Origin of the sequence: Microbacterium awajiense (assembly GCF_039536545.1) — a bacterium.
GTDB classification, from domain to species: domain Bacteria; phylum Actinomycetota; class Actinomycetes; order Actinomycetales; family Microbacteriaceae; genus Microbacterium; species Microbacterium awajiense.
The window spans coordinates 219,381-245,919 of record NZ_BAAAYU010000001.1 but is presented as its reverse complement, the minus strand read 5'-3'; the positions used below and the strand labels follow the sequence as shown (position 1 = coordinate 245,919).

The window sequence follows — 26,539 nt, the reverse complement described above, 5'->3', positions numbered from 1 at the left end:
CATGGCACGAGAGACCACGCGCCGCTCTGGCGGTCGTCGCAGCCCTTGGGCAGCGGCCGCCCTCATCGGCATCGGCCTCCTGATCACGGGCGGCGGCTACGCCGGCGCGTCAGCCGCGATGGCGGCGACCGACCCCGCACCGGCACAGGCATCCACCCTCACCGTCGAAGACGGCAAGAAGCTGTTCCAGGCGAACTGCGCCACCTGCCACGGGCTCGACCTGCAGGGCACGCAGGACGGCCCGTCGCTGTACGGCGTCGGAGAGCTGTCGGTGCACTTCCAGGTGAGCACCGGACGCATGCCGCTGCAGATGCAGGGACCGCAGGCGCCGCAGAAGCCCCCGCAGTTCACCGAGGAGCAGACGGCGGCGATGGCGGCCTTCGTGCAGTCGGTCGCGCCCGGTCCGACATTCCCGGCCGAAGAGGTCCTCGACGGCGGTGGCGACGCGTCGCACGGCGGTGAGCTGTTCCGCATCAACTGCGCGATGTGCCACAACGTGGCCGGCGCCGGCGGTGCGCTCACCGAGGGCAAGTACGCCCCCGCCCTTCACGAGGTCACCCCGATCAACATGTACGCGGCGATGGTCACCGGCCCGCAGAACATGCCGGTCTTCAACGACATGACGCTGACCACCGAGGAGAAGCGCGACATCATCACCTACCTGCTCTTCCTGCAGGACAACGAGTCGCCCGGTGGATTCTCGCTCGGCTCGCTGGGCCCGGTGTCCGAAGGCCTGTTCATCTGGATCTTCGGTATCGGCTCACTGATCGCGCTGACGGTGTGGATCACCGCCAAGTCCAACTGACGTAACCCGAATCACGCACGAACGAGGAGCAGCATGGCACACGAGAGTGACGCACTCGAGCACGAGAGGGCTTCGTGGAAGCCCTCCCCCGGGCTCGCCGTCGCAGTCGCCGACCCGGTGCGCAATCCGGAGCTCCCGCCGCACCGGGAACGGATGACCGACAAGGACCCCGCTGCGATGAAGCGGGCCGTCCGCACGGTCTACACGCTCTTCTACCTGTCGATCGCGGGCAGCATCTGGGCGATCGCGGCGTACATGCTGTTCCCGATCGAGAGCGGCGAGATCCTCGCCATCCGCGACAACAACCTCTTCATCGGTCTCGGCATCGCGCTCGCGCTGCTGGCCATCGGCATCGGCGCCATCCACTGGTCGAAGGCCGTGATGACCGACAAGGAGCACGCCGAGCCGCGTCACGCCACCCGCGGACGCGATTCGACACGCGAGGCCGCCGTCGAAGCGTTCGCCGCAGCGAACGAGGAGTCCGGCTTCGGTCGCCGCACCGTGATCCGCAACTCGCTCATCGGCGCCCTCGTCGCATCGGTGGCACCCGCGGTCGTCCTCTTCCGCGGTCTCGCACCGTTCAACACCCCCGAGGACCCCATCGCGGGAGACCCGGTCGCGCTGCTGGAAGAGACGATGTGGGAGCCGGGCATGCGCCTCGCCCACGACCCGACCGGCAAGCCGATCCGCGCGGCCGACGTCACCCTCGGCTCCGCCGTGCACGTGATCCCCGAAGCACTCGCCGAACTCAGCCATGAAGAGGGCTACCTCGACCAGAAGGCGAAGGCGATCGTGCTGCTCATGCGTCTGCTCCCCGAGCAGCTCATCGAGCCCGATGACCGCAAGGACTGGTCGTACGACGGCATCGTCGCCTACTCGAAGGTGTGCACGCACGTCGGCTGCCCCGTCGCCCTCTACGAGCAGCAGACCCACCACCTGCTGTGCCCCTGCCACCAGTCGCAGTTCGACGTCACCGACCAGGCCAAGGTCATCTTCGGCCCGGCCGCGCGTCCGCTGCCGCAGCTGCCCATCATGGTCGACGACGAGGGCTACCTCGTCGCACGCAGCGACTTCACCGAGCCCGTCGGCCCGAGCTTCTGGGAGCGCCATTGAGCACCTCATCCGCCGCCCTTCCCGGCGTGTCCGCGGCACCCGGAACCGTCGCCTACGAGGAGACCGCCAAGGAGAAGCCCCTCGGCGGCCGCTTCGTCGGCGCCACCGCGAACTACATCGATGAGCGCACCAGCCTGTCGGGCATGGTCAAGGAGCTCGGTCGCAAGATCTTCCCCGACCACTGGTCGTTCATGCTCGGCGAAATCGCGCTGTGGAGCTTCGTCGTCGTGCTGCTGTCGGGCACGTTCCTGACGTTCTTCTTCCAGGCGTCGATGGTCGAGACGCACTACCACGGTGCGTGGGAGCCGATGCGGGGCATCGAGATGTCGGCGGCCATGGCCTCGACGCTCGAGATCTCGTTCGACCTCCGCGGCGGTCTGCTCGTCCGGCAGATCCACCACTGGGCGGCACTCGTGTTCGTCGCCGGCATCGGCGTGCACATGCTGCGCGTGTTCTTCACAGGCGCCTTCCGCAAGCCGCGTGAGCTCAACTGGGTGATCGGCTTCGTGCTGTTCATCCTCGCGATGGCCGAGGGCTTCACCGGCTACTCGCTCCCCGACGACGTGCTCTCGGGCAACGGCCTGCGCATCATCGACGGCATGATCAAGGGCATCCCGCTCATCGGCACCTGGACCTCGTTCCTGCTGTTCGGCGGCGAGTTCCCCGGTCATGCGATCGTCGGACGCCTCTACGCGCTGCACATCCTGCTGCTGCCGGCGATCCTCGTCGGCCTGCTCGTGCTGCACCTCATGCTCATGGTGATCAACAAGCACACCCAGTTCGCGGGCCCCGGTCGCACGAACAGCAATGTGGTGGGCTTCCCGATGATGCCGGTCTACATGTCGAAGATGGGCGGCTTCCTGTTCATCACCTTCGGCGTGATCGTGCTGATCGCATCGCTGTTCACGATCAACCCGATCTGGAACTACGGCCCGTACGATCCGTCTCCGGTGTCTGCGGGCACACAGCCCGACTGGTACATCGGCTTCGCCGACGGCGCGCTGCGCCTGGTGCCGCCGCACTGGGAGATCGTGTTCCTCGACCGCACCTGGTCGTTCAACATCATCGTGCCGCTGGTGGTGCTCGGACTGTTCATCGTCCTGGTCCTGATCTACCCCTTCATCGAGGCGTGGATCACGGGCGACAAGCGCGAGCACCACATCGCACAGCGTCCGCGCAACGCCGCGACCCGCACGGCCATCGGAGCAGCGGGCGTCACGTTCTACGCGGTGCTGTGGGCGGCGGCATCCTCGGACATCATCGCCACGCACTTCTATCTCACGATGGAGGGTGTCATCCACACCCTGCAGGCGCTGCTGATCCTCGGGCCGGTGATCGCGTACTTCGTCACGAAGCGGATGTGCCTCGCGCTGCAGAAGAAGGATCGCGAGATCCTGCTGCACGGCTACGAGTCGGGACGGATCGTACGGCTTCCCGGCGGCGAGTACATCGAGGTGCACCAGCCCGTCGACGAGTACGAGCGCTGGAAGCTGGTCGAGTACGACGCCTACGAGCCGCTGGTCGTGCGCCCCAACTCGAGGGGCCGCATCCCCTGGCATCAGAACCTGCGCGCATCGATCTCGCGCTGGTTCTTCGAAGACCGGCTCACGCCGGTCACGCAGAGCGAGCTCGACGCCGCGATGGCCCACCAGCACCACGCTCTGGAGCACATCACCGACGAGGAAGACGCCGAGATCCAGGGCGCCCACGAGCGCGCAGGGGTACCGGATGCCCCGCACGTGCCGATCGACGACGGTCACAACTCCGAGACCGCGAACCGTCCGTCGAACATCATCGTGCCCGACGACGGCGACGCCAAGCCTCGCAACCGCGAGAGGGATCCCAACTCCTGACCGTGTGCCGCCGACGATGTCGGCAGGAATCCTCCGGTGGCTGACGCACAGCGGGCCGGGCCCCACGGGCCCGGCCCGCTAGCGTTGTCGGCATGACAGACGCCCTGACGCACTTCACCACCAAGCTCGCGCACGAGACGGATCCGTCCGATGTGTATGCCGCGCAGAAGGCCGGCGAGCCCATCGTGATCGTCGATGTCCGAGGCGACGATGCGTGGGCCCAAGGGCGCGTACCGGGGGCCGTCCACATGCCCTACCGTGAGATCGCGCAGCGCGCTCCGGTCGAGATCCCCGCCGACGCCGACGTGGTCGTCTACTGCTGGAGCCCGGGATGCAACGCAGGCGCCAAGGGCGGTGCCGAGTTCGCGAAGCTGGGCTACCGCGTACGCGAGATGATCGGCGGCTACGAGTACTGGGCGCGAGAGGGGCAGCCCCTCGAGAACGACGAGGGCCCTCTCCCCCGCACTTTCGATGCAACCGTCATGGTCGTCAGAGCATGACGCGGCGACCTGGTCCCTGAGTAGCCGCCGCAGGCGGCGTATCGAAGGGCGACGCAACCGTCATGGTCGTCAGACCATGTGGGGCTCTCCGAGCGCGCTCAGCGCGCGAAATATCCGCGGTAGTACTCGTACACCCAGCCGACGATCGCGACGACGAAGACGGCGAGACCGATCGGGAACAGCCACACGCCGACCGCGAGGCCGAGGATCGCGAGGCCGGCTGAGAACGCCAGCACGATGGGCCACCACGACCACGGGCTGAACTCTCCCAGCTCGGGGTCACCGTCGTCGATGTCGGCGGTGAGCACGTCCTCGGGCAGGTCGCCGCCCTGCGCGCGATGCACGCGGTCGACGTAGAACGCGATCAGCGCCGACATGAAGGACGTGAAGAAGAGCGCGACCGTGCCGACCCATTCGATGCGGTCGATGATCTCACCCGGGTTGGCGATGATGTTCCACCCGGTGTAGAAGATCGCGACGAGCAGGAAGAAGACGGTCAGCAGCCACCAGAGGCCGACGTTGGTCCGCATCTACTTCACCTCTCCGTCGGCGAGATCTGCAACCGGGGCTTCGGGCGCATCCTTCGCCGGCCCGACACCGACCGGGACGCCGGCCTCGGGGTGGTTCAGGTCGAACGCGGGACGTTCGCTGCGGATCCGCGGGATCGAGGTGAAGTTGTGGCGCGGCGGCGGGCACGACGTGGCCCACTCGAGCGACGCACCGTAGCCCCAGGGGTCGTTGACCGTGACCTTGGGTGCCTTGCGGGCGGTGATCCAGACGTTGAACAGGAACGGGATCATCGACGCGCCGAGGATGATCGCGCCGACCGTCGACAGCTGGTTCTCCCACGTGAAGCCATCGGCCTCGCTGTAGTCGGCGTAGCGGCGGACCATGCCCTCGACACCCAGCCAGTGCTGGATGAGGAACGTCATGTGGAAGCCGATGAACAGCATCCAGAAGTGCACCATGCCGATGCGCTCGTTCAGCATCTTGCCCGTCCACTTCGGCCACCAGAAGTAGAAGCCGGCGAACATCGCGAAGACGACCGTTCCGAAGACGACGTAGTGGAAGTGCGCGACGACGAAGTACGAGTCCGACGTGTGGAACGTCAGCGGTGGCGAGGCGAGGATCACGCCGGTCAGGCCGCCGAAGACGAACGAGATCAGGAAGCCGAGCGAGAACATCATCGGTGTCTCGAACGTCACCGACCCTCGCCACATCGTGCCTATCCAGTTGAAGATCTTCACGCCCGTGGGCACGGCGATCAGCATCGTCATGAACGCGAAGAACGGCAGCAGCACCGCGCCGGTGACGTACATGTGGTGGGCCCACACGGCGACGGACAGCGCGGCGATCGCGATCGTCGCGTAGACGAGCGTCTTATAGCCGAAGATCGGCTTCCGGCTGAACGCCGGGAAGATCTCGGAGACGATGCCGAAGAACGGCAACGCGATGATGTACACCTCGGGGTGACCGAAGAACCAGAACAGGTGCTGCCACAGCAGCACACCGCCGTTCTCGGGGTCGTAGATGTGCGCGCCGAGCACGCGGTCGGCGGCGGCGGCGAGGATCGCGGCGGCGAGCACCGGGAACGCCATGAGGATCAGGATGCTGGTGACCAGGGTGTTCCACGTGAAGATGGGCATGCGCCACATCGTCATGCCCGGTGCGCGCATCGTGATCACCGTCGTGATGAAGTTCACCGCGCCGAGGATCGTGCCGAAGCCGCTCATGCCGAGGCCGAGCATCCAGAGGTTTCCACCGACTCCCGGCGAGAACGTCGCATTCGCAAGCGGCTGATACGCGAACCAGCCGAACGCCGCCGCGCCCTGCGGGGTGAGGAAGCCCGCGACGGCGATCGTCGAACCGAACAGGAACAGCCAGAACGCGAACGCGTTCAGGCGCGGGAACGCGACGTCGGGTGCGCCGATCTGCAGCGGCATGATGACGTTGGCGAAGCCCGCGAACAGCGGCGTCGCGAACATCAGAAGCATGATCGTGCCGTGCATCGTGAACAGCTGGTTGTACTGCTCCTTGGTCGGGATGATCTGCATCCCGGGCTCGAACAGCTCGGCGCGGATGATCAGCGCCATCACGCCGCCGATCATGAAGAACATCACCGAGGCGATGAGGTACAGGTAGCCGATCGTCTTGTGGTCGGTGGAGGTGATCCACTTGACGATGATGTTGCCCTTCTGCTCCACGCGCGAGGAGCTCAGCAGAGCCGCCTGTCGCGGGGGAAGGGTCGTGGGACGACCGTGGCCGGGTTCGTTGAGGGGAAGCGTGGTCGCCATCAGTTGTCTCCATCTGCCGGGGCGCCGCCCGTGCCGGGAAGATTCTGCAGTCGGTCGTACTCGTCGTTGATGTCACCGGTCTGTCCGGCGGCCTCGAGCGAGGACAGATAGTCCTCGTACTCGGCCTCGCTGACGACCTTGACGTTGAACAGCATCATCGAGTGGTACTCACCGCACAGCTCGGCGCACTTGCCGGCGTACTCGCCCTCGCGCGTGGGGGTGAAGGACCAGAAGTTGTCCTTCCCGATGTACATGTCCTTCTTGTAGAGGAAGTCGATGATCCAGAACGAGTGGATGACGTCGCGCGAGTTGAGCTGGATCTTGACCGTCTTGTCGACCGGCAGGTACAGCGTCGGCAGCTCCGAGATGATGTCGCCGCGCTCGTCGGTCTGCGCCTGCGTGCCCATCGACCAGACGGTGTCGGCCTCGCTGTCGCCGTTGTACTGGAAGTCCCACGACCACTGCTTGCCGATCGCCGTGATCGACACGTCGGGGTCTTCGTACTGGGTCTCGAGGATCGTCTGGTCGCGAGCGGTGAACGCGAAGAACCCGACGACGAGGATGAGGGGCACGACCGTGTAGAAGATCTCGATCGGCATGTTGTACCGCAGCTGCACCGGCAGACCCACCTGACCCTTGCGGCGTCGGTAGGCCACGACGGCCCAGAACATGAGGCCCCACGTGATCACACCGACGATGAGCAGCACGATCCAGGAGTTCACCCACAGGCCCGACACCATCTCGGTGCGATCGGTGGCGAAGGTCCCGTCGTCGGTGAAACCGGGAAGGTATCCGTTGAGCTCGGTCGGCGTGCATCCCGCGAGCGCGACGGCCGCCACGATCCCGATGGGAATCAGAGACCAGCGGAGACGGCGTTTCGAGGGCACGGGCGCACCTTTCAGAGTCCGAATTGCGACAGAGCCAGTCTAGGGCAACCTCCCAAGCGATTCAGGCCAACCACCCAGGTCGCGCCGCGTTCGCCCGGCGACCGTGTACGCCGAAGGGCCCCTGCGCCGACAGGCGGCCAGGGACCCTTCGCGATGGAGAAAGAGCTGATCAGTGGAAGCTGTCGCCGCAGGCGCAGCTGCCGGCGGCGTTCGGGTTGTCGATGGTGAAACCCTGCTCTGAGATCGTGTCCTTGAAATCGATGGTCGCCCCGTCGAGATACGGAACGCTCATGTCATCGACGATGACCTCGACGCCCTCGAAGTCGACGGTCTTGTCGCCGTCGAGGTAGCGCTCATCGAAGTACAGCTGGTAGATCAGGCCGCTGCATCCGCCCGGCTGGACGGCGACGCGCAGACGCAGATCGTCTCGGCCCTCCTGCTCGAGGAGGCTCTTGACCTTGAGCGCGGCGGCGTCGGTCAGCGCGACGCCGTGTTCCTTGGCCGTCTGGTCGGTCGACAGTGCGGTGTCGGTCATCGGTTTCCTCCGGGTCGAAGTCGGATGCCCCCGATTGTACGCCGCCCGGCGGGGAGCGGGCTCAGCTGCGCGGCCGGTCGAGCTTCTCCAGCAGCAGCGCCTCGCTCAGCACTGCGTGGCGGAATGTCTCCAGATGCAGCGACTCGTTGGGGCTGTGGGCCCGCGCGTGCGGATCCTCCACGCCGGTGATGAGGATCTGCGCCCCGTCGAACTGGCGCACCAGATCGGCGATGAACGGGATCGAGCCGCCGACACCCATCTCGACGGGCTCGACGCCGTACCCCTCGGCGAGCGCCTGCTTCGCGGTGGCGACGGCCCATCCGTCGGTGTCGACCAGGAATCCGTCACCCAGGTCGACGTCGCGGAAGACCAGCTCGGCGCCGAAGGGCGCGTTCGCGCGCAGGTGCGCCTCGATGGCCGCGTACGCGTCCCGCGCGGTCTGACCCGGCGCGATGCGCGCGCTGATCACCACCGACACCTCGGGACTCAGCGTGTTCGACGCGTTCGCGACCGTCGGGGCGTCGATGCCGGTGACGGTGATCGAGGGCTGGTTCCACAGTCTGCTCGGGATGCTGCCCCGCCCGATGGGCTGGACGCCTGCGGGCAGCCCGGCCTCGTCGCGCAGCTGCTCCTCGCTGTACTCGGGCGTGTCCGCCTCGCGGTGAGCGAGACCGTCGACCGCGACTGCTCCGTCGGCGTCCCACAGGGTCGCCAGCAGCCTGATGGTGGCGAGCATGGCGTCGGGCACCGCTCCCCCGAACATGCCCGAGTGCGACGCGTGGTCGAGCGTGCGGACGGTGAGGGTGAACCGGGCGTTGCCGCGCAGCGAGACGGTCAGCGCGGGTGTGCGGTCATCCCAGTTGCCCGAGTCGGCGACCACGATCACATCTGCGCGCAGCGCGTCGGCGTGGTCGGCGAGGAATTGCGCGAACGAGCGCGATCCCGCCTCCTCCTCGCCTTCGATGAACAGCGCCACACCCAGGTCGAAGTCGGTGCCGACCGCCTCGACGAGCGCGCGCAGCGCCGCGATGTGCGCCATCACCCCTGCCTTGTCGTCGGCGGCCCCACGACCGTAGAGCCGGCCGCCGCGCACCGTCGGCTCGAACGGCGGCGAGTCCCACAGCGCCTCGTCCCCCACGGGCTGCACATCATGGTGCGCGTAGAGCAGGATCGTCGGCGCACCGTTGCGCGCGGCGCGGGTGGCGAGCACTGCGGGCTTGCCGCGCTCCTGGGAGCCGGGGATCGCGGCATCCGAGATGTCGACGCGATCGAAGATGCCGAGCCGCTCGGCGAGGGTCTTGACCGCCTCGGCGCTGCGCCGGACGGGGTCGTCGTCGAACCCCGGGAAGGCGATCGACGGGATGCGCACGAGGGCGCCGAGATCGGCGAGGGCGGCGGGGATGCCGGCGGCCGCGGCTTCGCGCACAGCGGACGTCCGGGTGGGGTGATGGCTCATGCGGGTAATCTTAAGTCCACCGACGCACGCACTTCCCGAGGATCATCGTGGCTCAGACACCCCCCGCCCCCGCGCCCAAGGACGCTTCCGTCGATCCGTCGACCGGGGGCAAGGGCCGCCCGACGCCCTCTCGTGCCGAGCAGGAGGCTGCGCGCAAGCGCCCGCTCGTGCCCGATTCGAAAGAGGCCAAGGCACGCGCGAAGGCCGAGATGGCCGCGCAGCGCGAGAAGGCCCGCCAGGGCATGGCGGCGGGAGATCAGCGCTACCTGCCCGCCCGCGACCAGGGGCCTCAGCGCAAGTTCGTCCGTGACTTCGTCGACTCGGGTTGGCACCTCGGCGAGGCCGTGATGCCGGCGATGGTCGTCGTGATCATCGCCACGTTCATCCCGGTGCCCGAGGTGCAGTTCTACTCGATGGTGGCGCTGTGGGCGTTCATCCTGTTCGTGATCGGCGACATGGTGCTCACCTCGATCCGCGTCAAGCAGGCCGCGCGGGCGAAGTTCGGCGCCGAGCGCACCGAGAAGGGTCTGGGCTGGTACGCCTCGATGCGCTCGATCCAGATGCGCCCGCTGCGTCTGCCCAAGCCCCAGGTCAAGCGGGGCCAGCGACCGATCTGAGTCGCGCGCTCAGCGCAGCGCCGTGTTGATCTGCCGCGCCCACAGTGGACCGCGGTACAGGAACGCCGTATACCCCTGCACGAGGTCGGCACCGGCCTCCAACCGCTCACGGACGTCGTCGCCCGTCTCGACTCCGCCGACGGAGACGACGCAGAAATCGGCCGGCACGACCGCACGCACCAGGCGCAGCACCTCGAGCGAGCGACGCGTGAGCGGTGCACCCGACAGTCCCCCGGCTCCGGCGGCCTCGACGACGGATGCGTCTGTGGCCAGACCCGCACGAGAGATCGTCGTGTTCGTGGCGACGAGACCAGCGAGCCCGAGGTCGACGGCGAGCCCGGCCACGGCCTCGACCTCGTCGTCGGGCAGATCGGGCGCGATCTTCACCAGCAGCGGTGTCGCTGCGGCGGCATCCCGCACCTCTCGCAGCAGCGGACGCAGCGTCTCGACCGCCTGCAGCCCGCGCAGACCCGGCGTGTTCGGCGACGACACATTGACGACGAGGTAGTCCGCCACCGGCGCGAGCATCCGTGCGCTGCGCACGTAATCTCCCGCGGCGTCGGCCACGTCGACGACACGGCTCTTGCCGATGTTCACGCCGATCACGGGCCGGTTCGCACGGCGACGGATGCGGCGCAGCCGCCGCGCGGCCTGTTCGGCACCCCGGTTGTTGAATCCCATGCGGTTGACGACCGCACGGTCGGGGATGAGCCGGAACAGGCGCGGACGCGGATTGCCCTCTTGCGGGATCGCCGTGACCGTGCCGACCTCGACGTGCCCGAATCCGAGCGCACGCAGCCCTGCGACGGCGCGGACGTCCTTGTCGAAGCCGGCGGCGAGGCCGAACGGCGAATCGAAGTCGAGTCCGAGCACGCGCGTGCCGAGCGCGGGATCGGGTCGGGTGAGCGCACGGGCCGCCCACGAGAAGGGCGGCACCCCCAGCATCCGGATGACGATCATCGCGGCGTGGTGCGCGGTCTCGGGATCCATGCGCGCGAGCACGGTCCGGAACAGGAGGGGATACATCCGCTCCAGGCTACCGGCCGGCGGAGCGGGCTCTGTCGCATCCCGCTCGCACGGAAGCCGCCGCGGGCCGCCGCAGCGCCGGCGAAGCTACGCGGAGCGGGCTCACGCCTCGCGCGGGTGATCGATGCGCAGCTGCTCGATCGCGCTCTCGAAGTCCTCGAGCGAGTCGAACGCCTGATAGACGCTCGCGAACCTCAGGTAGGCGACTTCGTCGAGTTCGCGGAGCGGACCGAGGATCGCGAGCCCGATCTCGTTCGTGTCGACCTGCGATGCACCCGTCTGGCGCACCGCCTCCTCGACGGTCTGCGCGAGCACCGCAAGATCGCCTTCGGTCACCGGTCGCCCCTGGCAGGCCTTGCGCACGCCCGACATGACCTTCTCGCGACTGAACGGTTCGATCACGCCCGATCGCTTGATGACGTTGAGGCTCGCCGTCTCGATCGTCGAGAACCGCCCCCCGCACTCGGGACACTGACGACGGCGACGGATGCTGAGCCCGTCGTCGCTCGTACGGGAATCGATCACGCGAGAATCGGAGTGGCGGCAGAACGGGCAGTGCATGGCACCGACAGACTACGCCGAGTCGGGCCCCGCGGCGTCGAAGCGGGCCGTGACCGCCTCGCCGTGGGCGGGAAGGGCCTCCGCGTCGGCGAGCGCGACGATGCGGGCTGCCACACGCTGGAGGGCGCCACGGTCGTAGGTGATCACCTGCTGCGGCCGCAGGAACGTCGAGGCCGACAGCCCCGATGCATAGCGGGCCATGCCCCCCGTGGGAAGCACGTGGTTGCTGCCGGCCAGGTAGTCGCCGAGGCTCACCGGCGAGTACGGCCCCACGAACACGGCACCCGCCTCGGTGAACTCCTCGGTGCGCGGCGGCTCGACCAGGATCTCGAGATGCTCGGGTCCGTACGCGTTGCTCACCGCGATCGCGGCGTCGACATCGTCGACGAGCACGATCGCCGACTGCTCCCCGACGAGAGCCTGACGGGCGCGGTCGGCGTTGCGGGTGGCCGCGACGCGCTGCTCGACCTGGGCGCGCACCGCGTCGGCGAAGGACGCGTCGGCGGTGACCAGCACCGCGGCGGCCTGCTCGTCGTGTTCGGCCTGACTGATCAGATCGGCAGCGACGACGCCCGCCTCGACGGTCGCGTCGGCGACGATCAGGATCTCGGTCGCGCCCGCCTCCGCGTCGATGCCGACCAGACCCGCGACAGCGCGCTTGGCGGCGGCGACGAAGTTGTTGCCGGGGCCGGTGACGACGTCGACGGGTTCCAGACCGATCGACGGCACGCCGTATGCGAACGCGGCGATCGCTCCCGCGCCGCCGATGGCGTAGACCTCGTCGACGCCGAGCAGCTTCGCCGCTGCGAGCACGTCGGGGTGCACGCGACCGTCGAAAGCGGCCTGCGGCGGCGACGCCACTGCGATCCGGCCGACGCCCGCGACCTGTGCGGGCACGACGTTCATCACGACCGACGACGGATACACCGCCTTGCCGCCGGGCACGTACAGCCCGGCGCGTCGCACCGGCATCCATCGCTGCTCGACCGTGCCGCCGTCGTCGAGCGCAGTCACCGCCGCCGCCGGCACCTGTGCCGCGGAGGCCGCCCGCACGCGGCGGATCGCCTCCTCGAGTGCGCCTCGCACGGCTGCGTCCAGCCCGGCCACCGCCTCGTCCAGGTGCGCGTCGGGCACCCGGAGTGCGTGGCCGTGGACGCCGTCGAACCGTGCGGCCTGCTCGCGCAGCGCGTCCTCACCGCGAGCGGCGACGTCGCGGACGATCTCGGCGGCGGCCGCCTGGGCGTCGTCGCGAGCCGCGCGGGCGCGCGGAAGCGCGGCGCTGAGCTCGCTCGTGGTCAGGGCGCGCCCGCGCAGATCGATCGTGCGCAGCATCCGTCGGCGCTCCTTACTCGGGCGCGGGTCAGCCGCGCGTGACGTCGCTCGTGTCGTGCAGGTAGCCGACGCGGCCGTCCTCGTGACGCACGACGAAGAGCTCCTCGCGCTCTTCGATGACCAGCGCCCACGCGGTCGGACCGATCCGGAACAGCACTGCGCCGTCATCGTCCACGATGTCGCGCTCCTCGGGCGCGAGCGCCCAGAACGCCTGCTGGCGCTGCGGCTGCGGGGCCGGCTCGAACGTCTCACCGGCGTCGACGGGGGCCGACCACTGCTCGGTGGGTGCCGGCTCCGCGTACTCGGCGGGCGTGTCGTCGACGACGGCGGCCCGCTCGCGGGCCGGACGAGGCGACACCGCCCGCACCGGACGCGCATTGCGGTGCGCAGGGACCTCGCGGCGACCGGCGAAGTCCTGCGAGAACGGCGGGATGAGCGGAGCGAACACGGTCAGCACGACGCCGGCGAGCATCAGGATGAACTCCACCCAGATGACCCAGGAACGCAGCCAGGGTCCGCCCGAGATGGTGACGGCGACGGTCTCCCAGATCAGCTGCAGCCACAGCATCGCAGAGACCGAGAACGCCACCGAGGCGAACTGATCGATGCCGAGCGAACCGACGCGACGGATGCCGTCGGGTGACAGCCGGCGCAGCACCAGCAGGAAGACGGCCACCGTCGGCACCGCGATCGTCAGGATCCACAGCAGACCCGATGTCCACACCGAGTCGAAGCGCACCGCGCTGATCGAGAAGAACGACACCACGAACGCGACGATCCACACGCCGCCGAGCGCCACCTCGCGGATCGAGAACGGGCCGACGCCGTACTGAGGCGACTCGGTGGGGGCCGCGTGGTCCGGTGCGGAGGTGTCCTCGGCCTCGAACGGCTGGTCGCTGGCGTAGTGATCGTCGGTCACGATTCGATGTCCCTTCTCGCGCCACTGCCGCGGCGCGCCGTGCTGATCCTACCCGCGGTGCCTATGCGCGCCACGGTCGATGACGCAACCCTCACCCGAGGCACTGCGGACCGAGCAGTCCCTTGAGCTCGCCGTAGAGGTCGGCGGTGACCTGCACCTGATGCGGCACCTCGAACACCTTCGCGCTCGACCCGCGATGCAGACGCAGCGTGACCTCGGTGTCGCCCCGGTGCCGGTCGAGCACCTCGGCGAGTTCGCCGACGATGCTCTCGGTCGCCCGGTGCTCGGGAATCGCCAGCACGAGCGGTCCCGACGCGTCGAGTGAACCCAGATCGGGGGCGAACGCCGACACGGCGTGCAGATTCATGCCGTCGTCGCGTCGCGACACGCGGCCGCGCACCACCAGGATCGCGTCTCCGACCAGCAGGGACTGGAACTCGGTGTAGGTCTTGCCCATGAACATCACGGTGACCTCGCCGTCGAAGTCCTCGACGGTGATCATGCCGTACGGGTTGCCGCTGGACTTCGCGACGCGATGCTGCACGCTCGTCACCAGGCCCGCGACGGTCACCTGGTCGCCGTCATCGATCGTGTCCGACGCGAGCAGGTCGTGGATGCTCGTCGAGGCATGCTTGGCCAGCGGCACCTCGAGCCCGGCCAGCGGGTGGTCGGACACGTAGAGGCCGAGCATTTCGCGCTCGAACGCGAGCTTGTCCTTCTTGGTCCATTCCGGGCGCTCGGGCACCTTCTGCGCCTGCTGCGGTTCGTCGTCGCCCCACAGCGAGTCGAAGTCGAACCCGACCTCGCCGTTGGCCTCGCGACGCTTGTCGAGAACGGCCTGCTCGGTGGCATCCTCGTGGATCTCCATGAGGGCGCGGCGGGTGTCGCCCATCGAGTCGAACGCGCCGGCCTTGATGAGAGACTCCACGGTCCGCTTGTTGGTGACGTGCATCGGCACCTTCGCGAGGAAGTCGTGGAACGAGTCGAACCGGGCGTCCTCGCGCGCGGAGATGATGCCGTCGACGACGTTGGCACCGACGTTGCGCACGGCGCCCAGCCCGAAGCGGATGTCTTCGCCGACGGCGGCGAAGTAGCGGATCGACTCCCCCACATCGGGAGGCAGCACCTTGATCCCCATCCGCCGGCACTCGTTGAGGTAGACCGCCATCTTGTCCTTCGAGTCGCCGACGCTCGTGAGCAGCGCCGCCATGTACTCGGCGGGATAGTGGGCTTTCAGGTAGGCCGTCCAATACGACACGAGTCCGTACGCCGCCGAGTGCGCTTTGTTGAAGGCGTAGTCCGAGAACGGCAGCAGGATGTCCCACAGCGCCTGGATGGCGGCATCCCCGTAGCCGCGTTCCCTCATGCCTCCGGAGAAGCCCTCGTACTGCTTGTCGAGCTCGGACTTCTTCTTCTTGCCCATCGCCCGCCGCAGAATGTCGGCCTGCCCGAGTGAGAACCCGGCGACCTTCTGCGCGATCGCCATCACCTGCTCCTGGTAGATGATCAGGCCGTAGCTGATGTCGAGGATGTCCTTGAGCGGCTCCTCCAGCTCGGGATGGATCGGCGTGACCTCCTGCTGGCCGTTCTTGCGCAACGCGTAGTTGATGTGCGAGTTCGCGCCCATCGGCCCCGGCCGGTAGAGCGCGATCACCGCCGAGACGTCCTCGAAGTTGTCGGGCTTCATCAGGCGCAGCAGCGACCGCATCGGCCCACCGTCGAGCTGGAACACCCCGAGCGTGTCACCGCGGGTCAGCAGCTCGTAGGCCGCGCGGTCGTCGAGTGCGAGGTGCTCGAGGTCCACCTCCTCGCCCCGGTTCATGCGGATGTTGTCGAGCGCGTCCGAGATGATGGTGAGGTTGCGCAGCCCCAGGAAGTCCATCTTGATGAGGCCGAGCGTCTCGCACGACGGATAGTCGAACTGGGTGACGATCTGGCCGTCCTGCTCGCGGCGCATGATCGGGATGATGTCGAGCAGAGGCTCGGACGACATGATCACGCCCGCGGCGTGCACGCCCCACTGGCGCTTGAGGCCCTCGAGCCCCAGCGCACGGTCGAAGACGGTCTTCGCTTCGGGATCGGTGTCGATCAGTGCGCGGAACTCGGACGCCTCTTTGAAACGCGGATGCTCCTTGTCGTACATGCCGCTCAGCGGCATGTCCTTGCCCATCACCGCCGGCGGCATCGCCTTGGTGAGCTTCTCGCCCATGCTGAAGGGGAACCCGAGCACACGCCCGGCATCCTTCAGCGCCTGCTTCGATTTGATGGTGCCGTAGGTCACGATCTGGGCGACCCGTTCGGAGCCGTACTTCTCGGTGACGTAGTCGATCACCTCGCCGCGGCGACGGTCGTCGAAGTCGACGTCGAAGTCGGGCATCGACACCCGGTCGGGGTTGAGGAAGCGCTCGAAGATGAGTCCGTGCTCGAGCGGATCGAGGTCAGTGATGCGCATGGCGTACGCGACCATCGATCCGGCGCCCGATCCGCGGCCCGGACCGACGCGGATGCCGTTGTCCTTCGCCCAGTTGATGAAGTCGGCGACCACGAGGAAGTAGCCCGGGAACCCCATCTGCAGGATGATGCCGGTCTCGTACTCGGCCTGCTTGCGCACCCGATCGGGGATGCCGTCGGGATACCGGTAGTGCAGACCGCTCTCGACCTCTTTGACCAGCCAGCTGTCTTCGGTCTCGCCGTCGGGAACCGGGAAGCGCGGCATGTAGTTGGCCGAGGTGTTGAACTCGACCTCGCACCGTTCGGCGATGAGCAGCGTGTTGTCGCACGCCTCGGGGTGGTCGCGGAAGATCTGCCGCATCTCCTGCGCCGTCTTGATGTAGTAGCCGTCGCCGTCGAACTTGAACCGGTTCGGGTCGTCGAGGGTCGATCCGGACTGCACGCACAGCAGGGCCGCGTGCGCGTCGGCTTCGTGCTGGTGGGTGTAGTGCGAGTCGTTCGTGGCCACGAGCGGAATGTCGAGGTCCTTGGCCAACCGCAGCAGGTCGGTCATCACGCGACGCTCGATGGACAGGCCGTGGTCCATGATCTCGGCGAAGTAGTTCTCCTTGCCGAAGATGTCCTGGAACTCGGCCGCCGCCGCACGCGCCGCGTCGTACTGCCCCAGGCGCAGCCGCGTCTGCACCTCGCCCGAGGGGCATCCCGTCGTCGCGATGAGGCCCTTGCCGTAGGTCTCGAGCAGCTCGCGGTCCATGCGCGGCTTGAAGTAGTAGCCCTCGATGCTCGACAGCGAGCTGAGCCGGAACAGATTGTGCATGCCCTCGGTGCTCTGGCTCCACATCGTCATGTGGGTGTACGCACCCGAGCCCGAGACGTCGTCGCTCTTCTGCTCGGGCGTGCCCCATGCCACCCGCGACTTGTCGCTGCGGTGCGTACCCGGGGTCACGTACGCCTCGAGTCCGATGATCGGCTTGACTCCCGCGGTCTTGGCCGCGTTGTAGAACTCGAACGCGGCGAACGTGTTGCCGTGGTCGGTCACCGCGATCGCGGGCATGTCGTGGTCGGCGGCCGCCTGCGTCATCGCCGCGATCTTCGCGGCTCCGTCGAGCATCGAGTACTCGCTGTGCACGTGCAGATGAACGAAGGAATCGGTGGCCACGGATCGAGTCTAAGGACGACCGCAGACCCCGACCGCGGATGCCGAGGGTGTCGCGGCCGTCGACCGGGAAGGTCGCTTCACCTTCAACTCAAGGGTGAGACTCGGGGGCGTCACTGCTCACCGCGCAGCACCGCGAGGGCGTGCGCGAGGTCGGTCGGGTACTCCGAGGCATACGTCTCCCACCGGCCGGTCGCCGGGTGGAAGAACGAGAGTTCGCGCGCGTGCAGCCACTGCCGGGTGAGTCCGAGCCGCGCCGACAGGGTCGGGTCGCCGCCGTACAGGGGGTCGCCGACGCACGGATGCCGGTGGGCGGCCATGTGCACCCGGATCTGGTGGGTGCGCCCGGTCTCGAGATGGATCTCGAGCAGCGATGCCCCGGGGAACGCCTCGATCGTCTCGTAGTGGGTGACCGAGTCCTTGCCGTCGGGTGTCACCGCGAACTTCCACGAGTGAGACGGATGCCGCCCGATCGGGGCGTCGATCGTCCCTGCGAGCGGATCGGGATGGCCCTGGACGACCGCGTGATAGATCTTCTCGACCTCGCGCTCCTTGAAAGCGCGCTTGAGCGATGCGTAGGCGGCCTCGGTCTTGGCGACCACCATGAGCCCGCTCGTGCCGACGTCGAGCCGGTGCACGACGCCCTGGCGTTCGGCGGCGCCGCTCGTCGCGATACGGAAGCCCGCCGCGGCCAGAGCGCCGAGGACGGTCGGGCCCTCCCAGCCGATCGACGGGTGGGCCGCGACGCCGGCGGGCTTGTCGACGACGACGATGTCCGCGTCGTCGAAGACGATCCCCAGGTCGGGCACCTCGACGGGTACCACCCGCGGCGCTTCCTTCGGCGTCCACGACACCTCGACGAACGAGCCGGCGTGGACGCGGTCGGACTTGCCGAGCGTGCGGCCGTCGGCGCTCACGCCGCCGGACTCGGCGACCTCGGCGGCGAAGGTGCGCGAGAACCCGAGCATCTTGGCGAGCGCGGCGTCGACGCGCGAGCCGTCGAGGCCGTCCGGCACCGGAAGGATGCGGGATTCCACCTCAGGCCCTGGGCGCGCCGGGGCCGTCGGGAGCGGCATCCGTCGTATCGGCGTCGATCGGCGCGTCGGTCGATGCGGGATGCTCTGCTGTCGGCGCGGTGTCGTCGTCGGATCGACCCCGGTCGCGGCCGCCGTCGAGGCGCAGCCCGACGAGGACGAGCAGGGCGATGCCGATCATCATCGACACGATGAAGATGTCGGCGACGTTGTAGATCGCGGGCATCATCCACGGCGTGTTGATGAAGTCGACGACATGACCGATGGGGAATCCCGGCTCGCGGAACACACGGTCGGTGAGGTTGCCCAGCACGCCGCCGAGCAGCAGGCCCAGCGCCACCGCCCACAGGCGCGACCGGATGCCGCGGACGGCGAACCACACGATGGCGACCGCCACGGCGGCCAGGGCGATCGTGAACAGCCACGTCACGCCCTCCCCGAGCGAGAACGCGGCGCCGGGGTTTCGGACGAGGATGAAGATCAGGAAGTCGCCGAGGACCGGCACCGGCTCGCCCGGCGGCAGGTTCTCGATCGCAAGGTGCTTCGTGAACTGGTCGGCGGCCAGCACCGCCGCCGCGAGAATCGCGACGATGGTGCCGGCCGCCGCCTGATGCAGAGGGGGTCGACCCGCCAAGGGCCTCTCCTAGAGACCGACGGCGGAGACCGGCGTCGAGCCCGAGCTCGTGCCGGTCGTCTCGAGGTCGCGCAGCTTGCCCTCGATGTAGCCGCGCAGCTGCGAGCGGTAGTCGCGCTCGAACTGGCGCAGCTCGGTGATGCGGTTCTCGAGCGTCGCGCGCTCGCGGTCGAGCTTGGCGACCTCTTCGCGACCGCGCGTCTCGGCCTCGGAGACGATCGACGCGGCCTGCGCCTTCGCTTCGGAGATGAGGCGGTCGCGCTCGGCGACACCTTCGGCCACGTGCTCGTCGTGCAGGCGCTGCGCCAGCTCGATGATCCCGGCGCTGGCAGCCGCGCCGCCGGCCTCGCCTGCGCCCAGAGCCGCGGTGGCGGGGGCAGGAGCGGGAGCGGGCTCTTCGACCGGTGCGGGCTGCGGGGCGGCCGCCTGCGGCGCCGACTCACCCGACTCGTAGGCCGCCAGCTTCGCCTTCAGCTCCTCGTTCTCGGCGAGCGCCTTGCGCCACTCGACGACGATCTCGTCGAGGAAGTCGTCCACCTCGTCCGGGTCGAAGCCTTCCTTGAACCGGACGTGCTGGAACTGCTTGGTGACGACGTCATCGGGGGTCAATGCCATGGTGGTTCCTCTTTCGAACGCTCGTGTCGATGGCCGATGTCGGGGGCGTCCCGCCGAAGCGGGTCGTATCAGCAAAGCATAGTCGTCGCCGGATCAGGCTGCGAGGGACCGCGTCACCGAGAGCAGGATGAACACCAGCAGCATCGTGAGTGCGAACCCGAAATCGATCGCGATCGCGCCGACACGCAGGGGCGGGATGAACCGCCGGAACAGCTTGATCGGCGGGTCGGTGACCGTGTAGACGACCTCGGCGAGCACCAGACCGAACCCACGGGGACGCCACTCTCGGTTGAAGAACGGAATCCAGTCCAGGATCAGCCGTGCGAGCAGCGTGAAGAGGTAGACGAGCAGGAGAAGGTTGAGGACCGTCGCTATGAGTTGGAGGAAGCTCATCGCCTAGGGCTGCGCGAAGGGTACCGACTCGGGGTCGGCCTGTGCCACGGCGCCGTCGCCCGAAACGGCGACATTCTCGGGCGAGAGGAGGAAGACCTTGCTGGTGACCCGCTCGATGCGGCCGTAGAGGCCGAGCGAGAGCCCGCTGGCGAAGTCGATCAGCCGGCGCGCGTCGGCGTCGCTCATCTGCGAGAGATTGATGATCACGGGCACGCCGTCGCGGAAGTTCTCGGCGATGACCTGCGCGTCCCGGTACTGCTTGGGGTGCACCGTCAGGATCTCGGAGATCGCCGATGCCGCGGGCTGACGCACCACGGCGGGGCGATGCAGCGGCGTCACAGGGGCGGCCTTCTCGACGGCGGTCGGCTTGCCGCTCCGCGGCTGCGCAGCCGGTTCGTCGTAGACCTCTTCCTCGTCGGCGAGGCCCAGGTACACCATGGTCTTCTTGAGCGGGTTCGACATCGCATCCTCCGTGTTCGCTCGTCTGTTTCAGGCTAGCCGCGGTCGGGCCGGTCCCCCGTGATTGCGGTGCCGATCCGCAGGTGTGTCGCGCCGGCGGCGATCGCCTCGGCGAAGTCCGCCGTCATCCCGGCGGACATCCACGTGGCATCCGGAACGACCTTCCGCAGCCGCTGCGCATAGCCCGCGAGCCGCTCGAACGCGGATGCCGGCGGCTCGCCGAGCGGGGCGACCGCCATGATGCCTCGCACGCGGAGCGTCTGACACGAGGCGGCGTGCTCGGCGAGGTGCTCGAGCCCGGACGGTTCGACCCCGCCGCGCGCCGGGTCGTCGGTGAGGTTCACCTGCAGGAAGACGTCGAGGGGCGGCCGCTCGGCGCCCGCGGCGTCGAGCGCATCGGCCACGCGTTCGCGATCGACGGAGTGCACCGCCGAGGCCACGCTGCGCACTGCGCGCGCCTTCTTCGTCTGCAGTTGGCCGACGAAGTGCCAGCGCAGATCGTCGAGGTCGCCGACATCGACGGCTTTGGCGGTGAATTCCTGTTGCCGGTTCTCGGCCACGTCACGTACGCCGAGGGCGTGCAGCTCGCGCACGAGCGCTGCCGGATGGAACTTGGTGACGACGATGCGCGTCAGCTCCGCCGGGTCACGGCCGACGGAGCGGGCCGCGCCCGCGATACGGGCATCGACCTCGTCGAGACGGGTGGCGAGATCGGTGTCCACGCGGGCGCGGCGTCCGTCCTACTTGAGGAAGTCGGGGATGTCGAGGTCGTCGTCACCGAATGCGGAGTCGTACCCGCGCTCGGTCACGGCGCCCACCGACACGGGCTCGGCGTCGGCAGCGAGCTCGCTCGCGGCCTCCTCCGCCGACGTCTCGGGCAGCACCGGGGTCGAGACGACGCTCGACGTGGTCATCGGCTCGATGCGGGGCTGTGGCTCTCCCCCGTCGAAGCCCGCGGCGATCACCGTCACGCGCACCTCGTCGCCGAGGGTGTCGTCGATGACGGTGCCGAAGATGATGTTGGCCTCGGGGTGCGCGGCCTCCTTCACCAGCTGCGCCGCGTCGTTGATCTCGAAGATGCCGAGGTTCGACCCGCCCTGGATCGACAGCAGCACGCCGTGCGCGCCCTCGATCGAGGCTTCGAGCAGTGGCGACTCGACGGCCAGTTCGGCCGCCTTGATCGCTCGGTCGGCGCCGCGGGCCGAACCGATGCCCATGAGTGCGGAGCCCGCGCCCTGCATGACCGACTTGACGTCGGCGAAGTCGAGGTTGATCAGGCCCGGCGTCGTGATGAGGTCGGTGATGCCCTGCACACCGGCGAGGAGCACCTGGTCGGCCGTGGCGAACGCCTCGATCATCGAGATGCCGCGGTCGCTGATCTCGAGCAGGCGGTCATTGGGCACGACGATGAGCGTGTCGACCTCGTCCTTGAGCTTCTCGACGCCCGTCTCGGCCTGCTGCTGGCGACGACGACCCTCGAACGAGAAGGGCTTGGTCACGACGCCGATGGTGAGCGCCCCGATCGACTTGGCGACCTTGGCCACGACCGGCGCACCACCTGTGCCGGTGCCACCGCCCTCACCGGCGGTCACGAAGACCATGTCGGCACCGCGCAGCGCCTCTTCGATCTCGTCGGAGTGGTCCTCGGCGGCACGACGGCCGACCTCGGGATCCGCTCCGGCGCCGAGACCGCGCGTCAGTTCCCGCCCGACATCGAGCTTGACGTCGGCGTCGCTCATCAGCAGCGCCTGCGCATCGGTGTTGATCGCGATGAATTCGACGCCTCGCAGTCCCAGTTCGATCATGCGATTGACGGCGTTGACGCCACCGCCCCCGACACCCACGACCTTGATGACAGCGAGGTAGTTCTGGTTCTGGCTCATGCCGGCCTCCGTCTTCCCGAACCGAACCTTCAACCTCTAGTTGAAGTATAAAGAATTGCCCGGTATGCAATTCCTCGACTCGAAAGTAAGCGGATGCCGCCTCGCCGGCCGTCACGTCGTGGGCGTGTCGCGACATCCCCGTCCGAACCGGGGGTCGGCAGGTCAGCCGATCACGATGGCGCTGGGCGAAGAGACGTCGTAGAGACGCACGCCCGACGGTGGCCACGTCTGCATCGCCGTCTCGAGCGCGAGTGCCTTCATCGCCGACTGGTCGGCGCCGCCCCACACCACATCGGTGTTCGTCCCGCCCAGCGTCAGCGTCACGTCGTCGGGACTCGATGCCGCGACCGATGTGACCTGGATGCGGATCGGCTCGGGGAGCGACCGCATCACCTGGCCGACCGCATCGAACGCCGCCGACGCCGTGCCGCCTTCGACCTCGAGCAGCGGGCGTCCCCCGCCGGGGGTCGCCGTCGTCGACAGCGCCACTCCGGCGGCATCGACCAGCGTGTAGCCGGCCGCCGTTTCGATGAGGCCGATGGGGGTGCGCTCCACGATCCGCACCACGAGCTCGTGGGGTGGGCGGGCCTCGAGCCGGTACGACTCGACGAGCGGGAAGGTCACCAGCGCGGCCTTGACCTCGCTCTCGTCGACCAGCGGCAGCGGTGTGCCCAGCTGTCCGCCGAGCGCCGCCTCGACCTCGGTCGCGTCGAGCTGCTCGGCACCGACGATCGTGACCTCTTCGACCGCGAACAGGGGGCTGTAGGCCGCCGCGACCGTGCCGACGGCGACCAGCACGACCGAGGCCGCGACGCCGATCCACAGCATCCGTCGGCGTCGCTGGCGCACCGTGAACCGGCGCACCTCGGCCCGCAGCGCCCGGCGCCGGGCGCGCGCTGCGCCCCACACGTCACGCAACCGCACGCGCTCTCCGCCCCCGCCGGACCGATCGTCGTCGGCGGCTTCGCCTCCGCCGTCGGCGCCGATGCCCGCGGCGGGAAGCGGCGTCGGCGCGGCGAGCGGGATCACCGGCGCGGTGTCGCCGACCTCGTCGAGGTCCTGACGATCGTGTCCGTCATCCTGCGGCCGCGCGGGCGCCGGGGTCGACGGCGGCGGCAGCGGGGGCGGGCGGCGCACCGCTACTCCCCCGGCTCGGCGAGCGCTGCCAGCACCTGCGGGATGATGCGGTACACGTCGCCGCAGCCGAGGGTGATGACGTAGTCGCCCTCGCGGGCCACCGTCGCGGTGTAGTCGGCCGCCGCCTGCCAATCGGGCACGTAGTGCACGTGCGACGCGTCGGCGAAGGCGCCCGCGACCAGCGCCCCGTCGACGCCGGGCACCGGATCCTCGCGCGCACCGTAGACGTCGAGCATGACAGTGTGGTCGGCGCCGTTCTCGAGCACCTCGGCGAACTCGCGGTACATCTCCTGCGTGCGCGAGTAGGTGTGCGGCTGCTGGATGGCGATGATGCGCCCGTCGCCGACGACGGTGCGCGCGGCGGCGAGCGCCGCGGCGACCTCGGTCGGATGGTGCGCGTAGTCGTCGTACACGCTCACGCCGCGCTCGACGCCGTGCAGCTCGAAGCGGCGGATGGTGCCCGCGAAGTCCTCGACGGCGCGTACGGCGTCGGTGAACCCGATCCCGAGCGCGACCATCACCGCGACGGCTCCGGCCGCGTTGACCGCATTGTGGGCACCGGGCACCGCGAGCCGCGCCGCAGCCGTCTCGCCGCGGTGCGTGAGCGTGAAGGCGACCGGTCCGTCGGTGCGGATGTCGGACAGCCGCACATCTGCGGCATCCGCCTCGCCGAACGTGAGCACGTGCTCGTGCGTGAGACGGTCGCGCACGCGCCGTGCGCCCGCGTCGTCGGCCGAGATGACGACGGCCTCGCGCGCGTCGTCGCCGAAGCGGGCGAACGCGTCGAAGAACGCCTCACGGGTTCCCCAATGGTCCAGGTGATCGGGGTCGACGTTGGTGATGAGTGCGATCGACGTGTCGTAGAGCAGGAAGGTGCCGTCGGACTCGTCCGCCTCGATCACGACGAGATCGTCGCCTCCCGTGCCGCTCGACGCGCCGAGGTCGGCGATCACGCCGCCGTTGACGAAGGTCGGGTCCTGGCCGAGCGCCCGCAGCGCGGTGACGATCATGCCGGTCGAGGTGGTCTTGCCGTGCGCGCCCGCGACCGAGACGAGCCGACGCCCGCCGATGAGCCAGTGCAGCGCCTGCGAGCGGTGGATGACGTGCAGCCCGCGCTCCTTCGCCAGCACGAACTCGGGGTTCTCGGGCCAGATCGCACCGGTGTGCACCACGGTGTCGGCGTCGTCGGGCAGGTTCTCAGCGGCGTGGCCGACATGGACGATCGCTCCACGGGCCGCGAGGTCGCGCAGGGCCGCGCTGTCGGCGCGATCCGACCCCGACACGCGGATGCCGCGGTCGAGGTACATCCGCGCGAGGCCCGACATGCCCGACCCGCCGATGCCGATGAAGTGCGCGGCGCCGATGGTCTCGGGAATGGGCAGGCTGAGGTCGGGTCGGATCATGGCCCGACAATCCTAAGCGGGCGGGCGCGCCGCAGCCGCCCGGACACTCCTCCGTCGGAGGATCACCGCCCGGTCGGAGGAATCCCAAGGGACCCGCCGACCGGGGGCCGACTCTCCGGCCTGGCGGTCCTGCGCTTTGTGTTGACACATTGATACCAAGCGCGGTACAAACAAGGGGTGCTCATCGATCTCGACCCGACCTTCGCGCTCGCCTTCAACAGCGTGGTGGTGCTGGTTCTCATCGGGGTGGCGGTGGGCGCTCTCCTCTCGATGCGCAGCCGGACCACCGTCTTGAACCGCGCCGACCGCTATTCCGTGAAGTCGCGCCTGCCGTACGGCACGGACCAGACCCGCGAATCCGTCGCCCGTGGGCTTCGAGCGCGAGCGAACGCCGTGACGGGTGCGCTCCTCGCTGCGGGCCTCGTCGCGCTCCCGCTGTTGTTCACGCCGTTGGGCACCAACATGCTCTTCGTCTTCTTCGTGATCGTCACCGCCCTCGTCGCGGGTGGCACGATCGCGACGGTCGCCGTCAATCTGCGAGAGCGCCTCTTCCATCCTGCTCCCGATGCACCCCGTGTCGCGCGTGCACGGCGCATGATGACCGCGGATTATCTCGGTCCGGCCAGACGCGCACTCCCGTGGGTGCTGCTCGCCGCGGCATCCGTCGCGACGTTTCTCCTCGCCGGATCGCAGTTCGACGAACGGGTCTCGACCGAGCCGATGACCACGACGGCGGCCTTCATCTTCGCGTGCGTCGCCGCGGTCGCCTTCGCCGTCCTTCCGCGGCTCGATCGCCTCATCCTGGATCGCGCCCAGCCGGCATCCGACACCCTCGAACTGGCGTGGGACGACGCCTTCCGCGCATACGCGCTGTCGTCGTTGCGCCTGTCCGCGGCCATCGCCGCGTGGTTCGCCCTCGCGTTCTCGCTGGGCGCGCTGTGCGCCGCGTACGCTCCCCCGTCGGTGTTCTTCGCGATGCAGCTGCCGACCTGGGGCATCGTCGCACTGCAGTTCGTGTACCCGAACACGGGACGACCGTTGCCCGAATCCCTCTACCCTGACTGGCTCCGCCGACCTGTGACCGTGGGAGCACCCGCGTGATCGTCATCGACCCGTCCTCGCACGTCCCCCCGTTCGAGCAGCTGCGCGCCGGCCTGCTCGACGCGGTCCTGACCGGTGATCTCGCCGCCGGAACCCGCCTGCCCACGGTGCGCCGACTCGCCGAGGACCTCGGCCTCGCGCCGGGCACCGTCGCTCGCGCCTACCGCGAGCTCGAGGCCGCCGACATCATCGAGACCCGCGGCCGCAACGGCACGTTCGTCGCGTTTCATTCTGATCCCGCGAGGCAGCAGCTGCAGCGTGCGGCGGCGGCGTTCGCCCTGCAGGTACGCGAGCTGCGACTCGACGCCGATGAGGCGCTCGCGGCGGTGACTGCCGCGATCCGCGCGACCACGCCACCCGCCACCGCCTGACGGA

At 68.8% G+C, this 26,539-nt stretch carries 26 protein-coding genes; 7 read left to right on the top strand and 19 right to left on the bottom strand.

Going from position 1 to position 26,539, the window contains the following annotated elements:
- The first annotated feature begins 1 nt into the window (after position 1).
- From qcrC to ABD663_RS01210, 4 genes are all read left to right on the top strand, one after another.
- Positions 2-805 carry a cytochrome bc1 complex diheme cytochrome c subunit gene (gene qcrC / locus ABD663_RS01225; RefSeq protein ID WP_344736019.1) on the top strand — a complete coding sequence of 268 codons (804 nt, stop codon included), beginning with the start codon at positions 2-4 and terminating at the stop codon, positions 803-805.
- A 33-nt stretch (positions 806-838) separates the two neighbouring features.
- Positions 839-1,918, top strand: coding sequence for a cytochrome bc1 complex Rieske iron-sulfur subunit (gene qcrA, locus ABD663_RS01220; RefSeq protein ID WP_344736017.1), 1,080 nt, complete (start codon positions 839-841; stop codon positions 1,916-1,918).
- 26 nt (positions 1,919-1,944) lie between these two features.
- The gene (gene qcrB, locus ABD663_RS01215; protein WP_425561759.1) at positions 1,945-3,771 is read left to right on the top strand and encodes a cytochrome bc1 complex cytochrome b subunit; all 1,827 of its coding nucleotides are present in this window, start codon (positions 1,945-1,947) and stop codon (positions 3,769-3,771) included.
- A gap of 92 nt (positions 3,772-3,863) precedes the next feature.
- Positions 3,864-4,271 (top strand): rhodanese-like domain-containing protein, encoded by a 408-nt coding sequence (locus tag ABD663_RS01210; RefSeq protein WP_344736016.1) that lies wholly within the window; start codon positions 3,864-3,866, stop codon positions 4,269-4,271.
- A 98-nt stretch (positions 4,272-4,369) separates the two neighbouring features.
- Here ABD663_RS01210 and ABD663_RS01205 read toward each other — a convergent pair whose 3' ends face one another.
- The 5 genes from ABD663_RS01205 to ABD663_RS01185 all read right to left on the bottom strand — a co-directional run bounded on the left by ABD663_RS01205 (position 4,370) and on the right by ABD663_RS01185 (position 9,443).
- Positions 4,370-4,801, bottom strand: a complete 432-nt coding sequence (locus tag ABD663_RS01205) for a cytochrome c oxidase subunit 4 (RefSeq protein WP_344736015.1) — start codon at positions 4,799-4,801, stop codon at positions 4,370-4,372.
- Positions 4,802-6,565: an aa3-type cytochrome oxidase subunit I gene (gene ctaD, locus ABD663_RS01200; protein WP_344736014.1), complete on the bottom strand. Its 1,764-nt coding sequence runs from the start codon at positions 6,563-6,565 to the stop codon at positions 4,802-4,804.
- On the bottom strand, positions 6,565-7,452 hold the full coding sequence (gene ctaC, locus ABD663_RS01195; RefSeq protein WP_344736013.1) for an aa3-type cytochrome oxidase subunit II: 888 nt from the start codon (positions 7,450-7,452) through the stop codon (positions 6,565-6,567). The genes ctaD and ctaC overlap by 1 nt, the downstream gene beginning before the upstream one ends.
- Positions 7,453-7,621: 169 nt before the next feature.
- The gene (gene erpA / locus ABD663_RS01190; protein WP_344736012.1) at positions 7,622-7,987 is read right to left on the bottom strand and encodes an iron-sulfur cluster insertion protein ErpA; all 366 of its coding nucleotides are present in this window, start codon (positions 7,985-7,987) and stop codon (positions 7,622-7,624) included.
- Between the two features lie 61 nt (positions 7,988-8,048).
- Complete coding sequence (locus tag ABD663_RS01185) at positions 8,049-9,443, bottom strand: dipeptidase (RefSeq protein ID WP_344736011.1); 1,395 nt, start codon at positions 9,441-9,443, stop codon at positions 8,049-8,051.
- A 47-nt stretch (positions 9,444-9,490) separates the two neighbouring features.
- Between ABD663_RS01185 and ABD663_RS01180 the strand changes: the two genes are divergently transcribed.
- Positions 9,491-10,060, top strand: a complete 570-nt coding sequence (locus ABD663_RS01180; RefSeq protein ID WP_344736010.1) for a DUF3043 domain-containing protein — start codon at positions 9,491-9,493, stop codon at positions 10,058-10,060.
- Between the two features lie 9 nt (positions 10,061-10,069).
- Here ABD663_RS01180 and ABD663_RS01175 read toward each other — a convergent pair whose 3' ends face one another.
- The 14 genes from ABD663_RS01175 to murC form a co-directional block, all read right to left on the bottom strand.
- Positions 10,070-11,086: a quinone-dependent dihydroorotate dehydrogenase gene (locus tag ABD663_RS01175; protein WP_344736009.1), complete on the bottom strand. Its 1,017-nt coding sequence runs from the start codon at positions 11,084-11,086 to the stop codon at positions 10,070-10,072.
- 102 nt (positions 11,087-11,188) lie between these two features.
- Positions 11,189-11,647: a transcriptional regulator NrdR gene (gene nrdR / locus ABD663_RS01170; RefSeq protein ID WP_344736008.1), complete on the bottom strand. Its 459-nt coding sequence runs from the start codon at positions 11,645-11,647 to the stop codon at positions 11,189-11,191.
- 12 nt (positions 11,648-11,659) lie between these two features.
- Positions 11,660-12,979: a histidinol dehydrogenase gene (gene hisD / locus ABD663_RS01165; RefSeq protein ID WP_344736007.1), complete on the bottom strand. Its 1,320-nt coding sequence runs from the start codon at positions 12,977-12,979 to the stop codon at positions 11,660-11,662.
- 28 nt (positions 12,980-13,007) lie between these two features.
- Positions 13,008-13,898 (bottom strand): hypothetical protein, encoded by an 891-nt coding sequence (locus ABD663_RS01160; RefSeq protein ID WP_344736005.1) that lies wholly within the window; start codon positions 13,896-13,898, stop codon positions 13,008-13,010.
- Positions 13,899-13,989: 91 nt separating this feature from the next.
- Entirely contained in the window at positions 13,990-17,460 is a 3,471-nt protein-coding gene (gene dnaE / locus ABD663_RS01155; RefSeq protein WP_425561758.1) for a DNA polymerase III subunit alpha, read from the bottom strand.
- A 158-nt stretch (positions 17,461-17,618) separates the two neighbouring features.
- Positions 17,619-18,542 (bottom strand): RluA family pseudouridine synthase, encoded by a 924-nt coding sequence (locus tag ABD663_RS01150; protein ID WP_344736003.1) that lies wholly within the window; start codon positions 18,540-18,542, stop codon positions 17,619-17,621.
- A 1-nt stretch (position 18,543) separates the two neighbouring features.
- A complete protein-coding gene (lspA, locus tag ABD663_RS01145; protein WP_344736002.1) occupies positions 18,544-19,173 on the bottom strand; it encodes a signal peptidase II in 630 nt (209 codons plus the stop codon).
- Between the two features lie 9 nt (positions 19,174-19,182).
- The gene (locus ABD663_RS01140) at positions 19,183-19,788 is read right to left on the bottom strand and encodes a DivIVA domain-containing protein (protein ID WP_344736001.1); all 606 of its coding nucleotides are present in this window, start codon (positions 19,786-19,788) and stop codon (positions 19,183-19,185) included.
- A 93-nt stretch (positions 19,789-19,881) separates the two neighbouring features.
- Positions 19,882-20,181 carry a YggT family protein gene (locus ABD663_RS01135; protein WP_344736000.1) on the bottom strand — a complete coding sequence of 100 codons (300 nt, stop codon included), beginning with the start codon at positions 20,179-20,181 and terminating at the stop codon, positions 19,882-19,884.
- A 3-nt stretch (positions 20,182-20,184) separates the two neighbouring features.
- Entirely contained in the window at positions 20,185-20,643 is a 459-nt protein-coding gene (locus ABD663_RS01130; RefSeq protein ID WP_344735999.1) for a cell division protein SepF, read from the bottom strand.
- Positions 20,644-20,675: 32 nt separating this feature from the next.
- Positions 20,676-21,362: a YggS family pyridoxal phosphate-dependent enzyme gene (locus ABD663_RS01125; RefSeq protein ID WP_344735997.1), complete on the bottom strand. Its 687-nt coding sequence runs from the start codon at positions 21,360-21,362 to the stop codon at positions 20,676-20,678.
- An 18-nt stretch (positions 21,363-21,380) separates the two neighbouring features.
- The gene (gene ftsZ / locus ABD663_RS01120) at positions 21,381-22,523 is read right to left on the bottom strand and encodes a cell division protein FtsZ (protein WP_344735996.1); all 1,143 of its coding nucleotides are present in this window, start codon (positions 22,521-22,523) and stop codon (positions 21,381-21,383) included.
- 162 nt (positions 22,524-22,685) lie between these two features.
- Complete coding sequence (locus tag ABD663_RS01115; RefSeq protein WP_344735995.1) at positions 22,686-23,660, bottom strand: FtsQ-type POTRA domain-containing protein; 975 nt, start codon at positions 23,658-23,660, stop codon at positions 22,686-22,688.
- Between the two features lie 2 nt (positions 23,661-23,662).
- A complete protein-coding gene (gene murC / locus ABD663_RS01110) occupies positions 23,663-25,063 on the bottom strand; it encodes a UDP-N-acetylmuramate--L-alanine ligase (protein ID WP_344735994.1) in 1,401 nt (466 codons plus the stop codon).
- A 177-nt stretch (positions 25,064-25,240) separates the two neighbouring features.
- On the opposite strand from murC, the gene ABD663_RS01105 reads away from it, so the two are divergent.
- Positions 25,241-26,164 carry a hypothetical protein gene (locus ABD663_RS01105; protein ID WP_344735993.1) on the top strand — a complete coding sequence of 308 codons (924 nt, stop codon included), beginning with the start codon at positions 25,241-25,243 and terminating at the stop codon, positions 26,162-26,164.
- On the top strand, positions 26,161-26,535 hold the full coding sequence (locus ABD663_RS01100; protein WP_344735992.1) for a GntR family transcriptional regulator: 375 nt from the start codon (positions 26,161-26,163) through the stop codon (positions 26,533-26,535). The genes ABD663_RS01105 and ABD663_RS01100 overlap by 4 nt, the downstream gene beginning before the upstream one ends.
- The last annotated feature ends 4 nt before the right edge of the window (positions 26,536-26,539 follow it).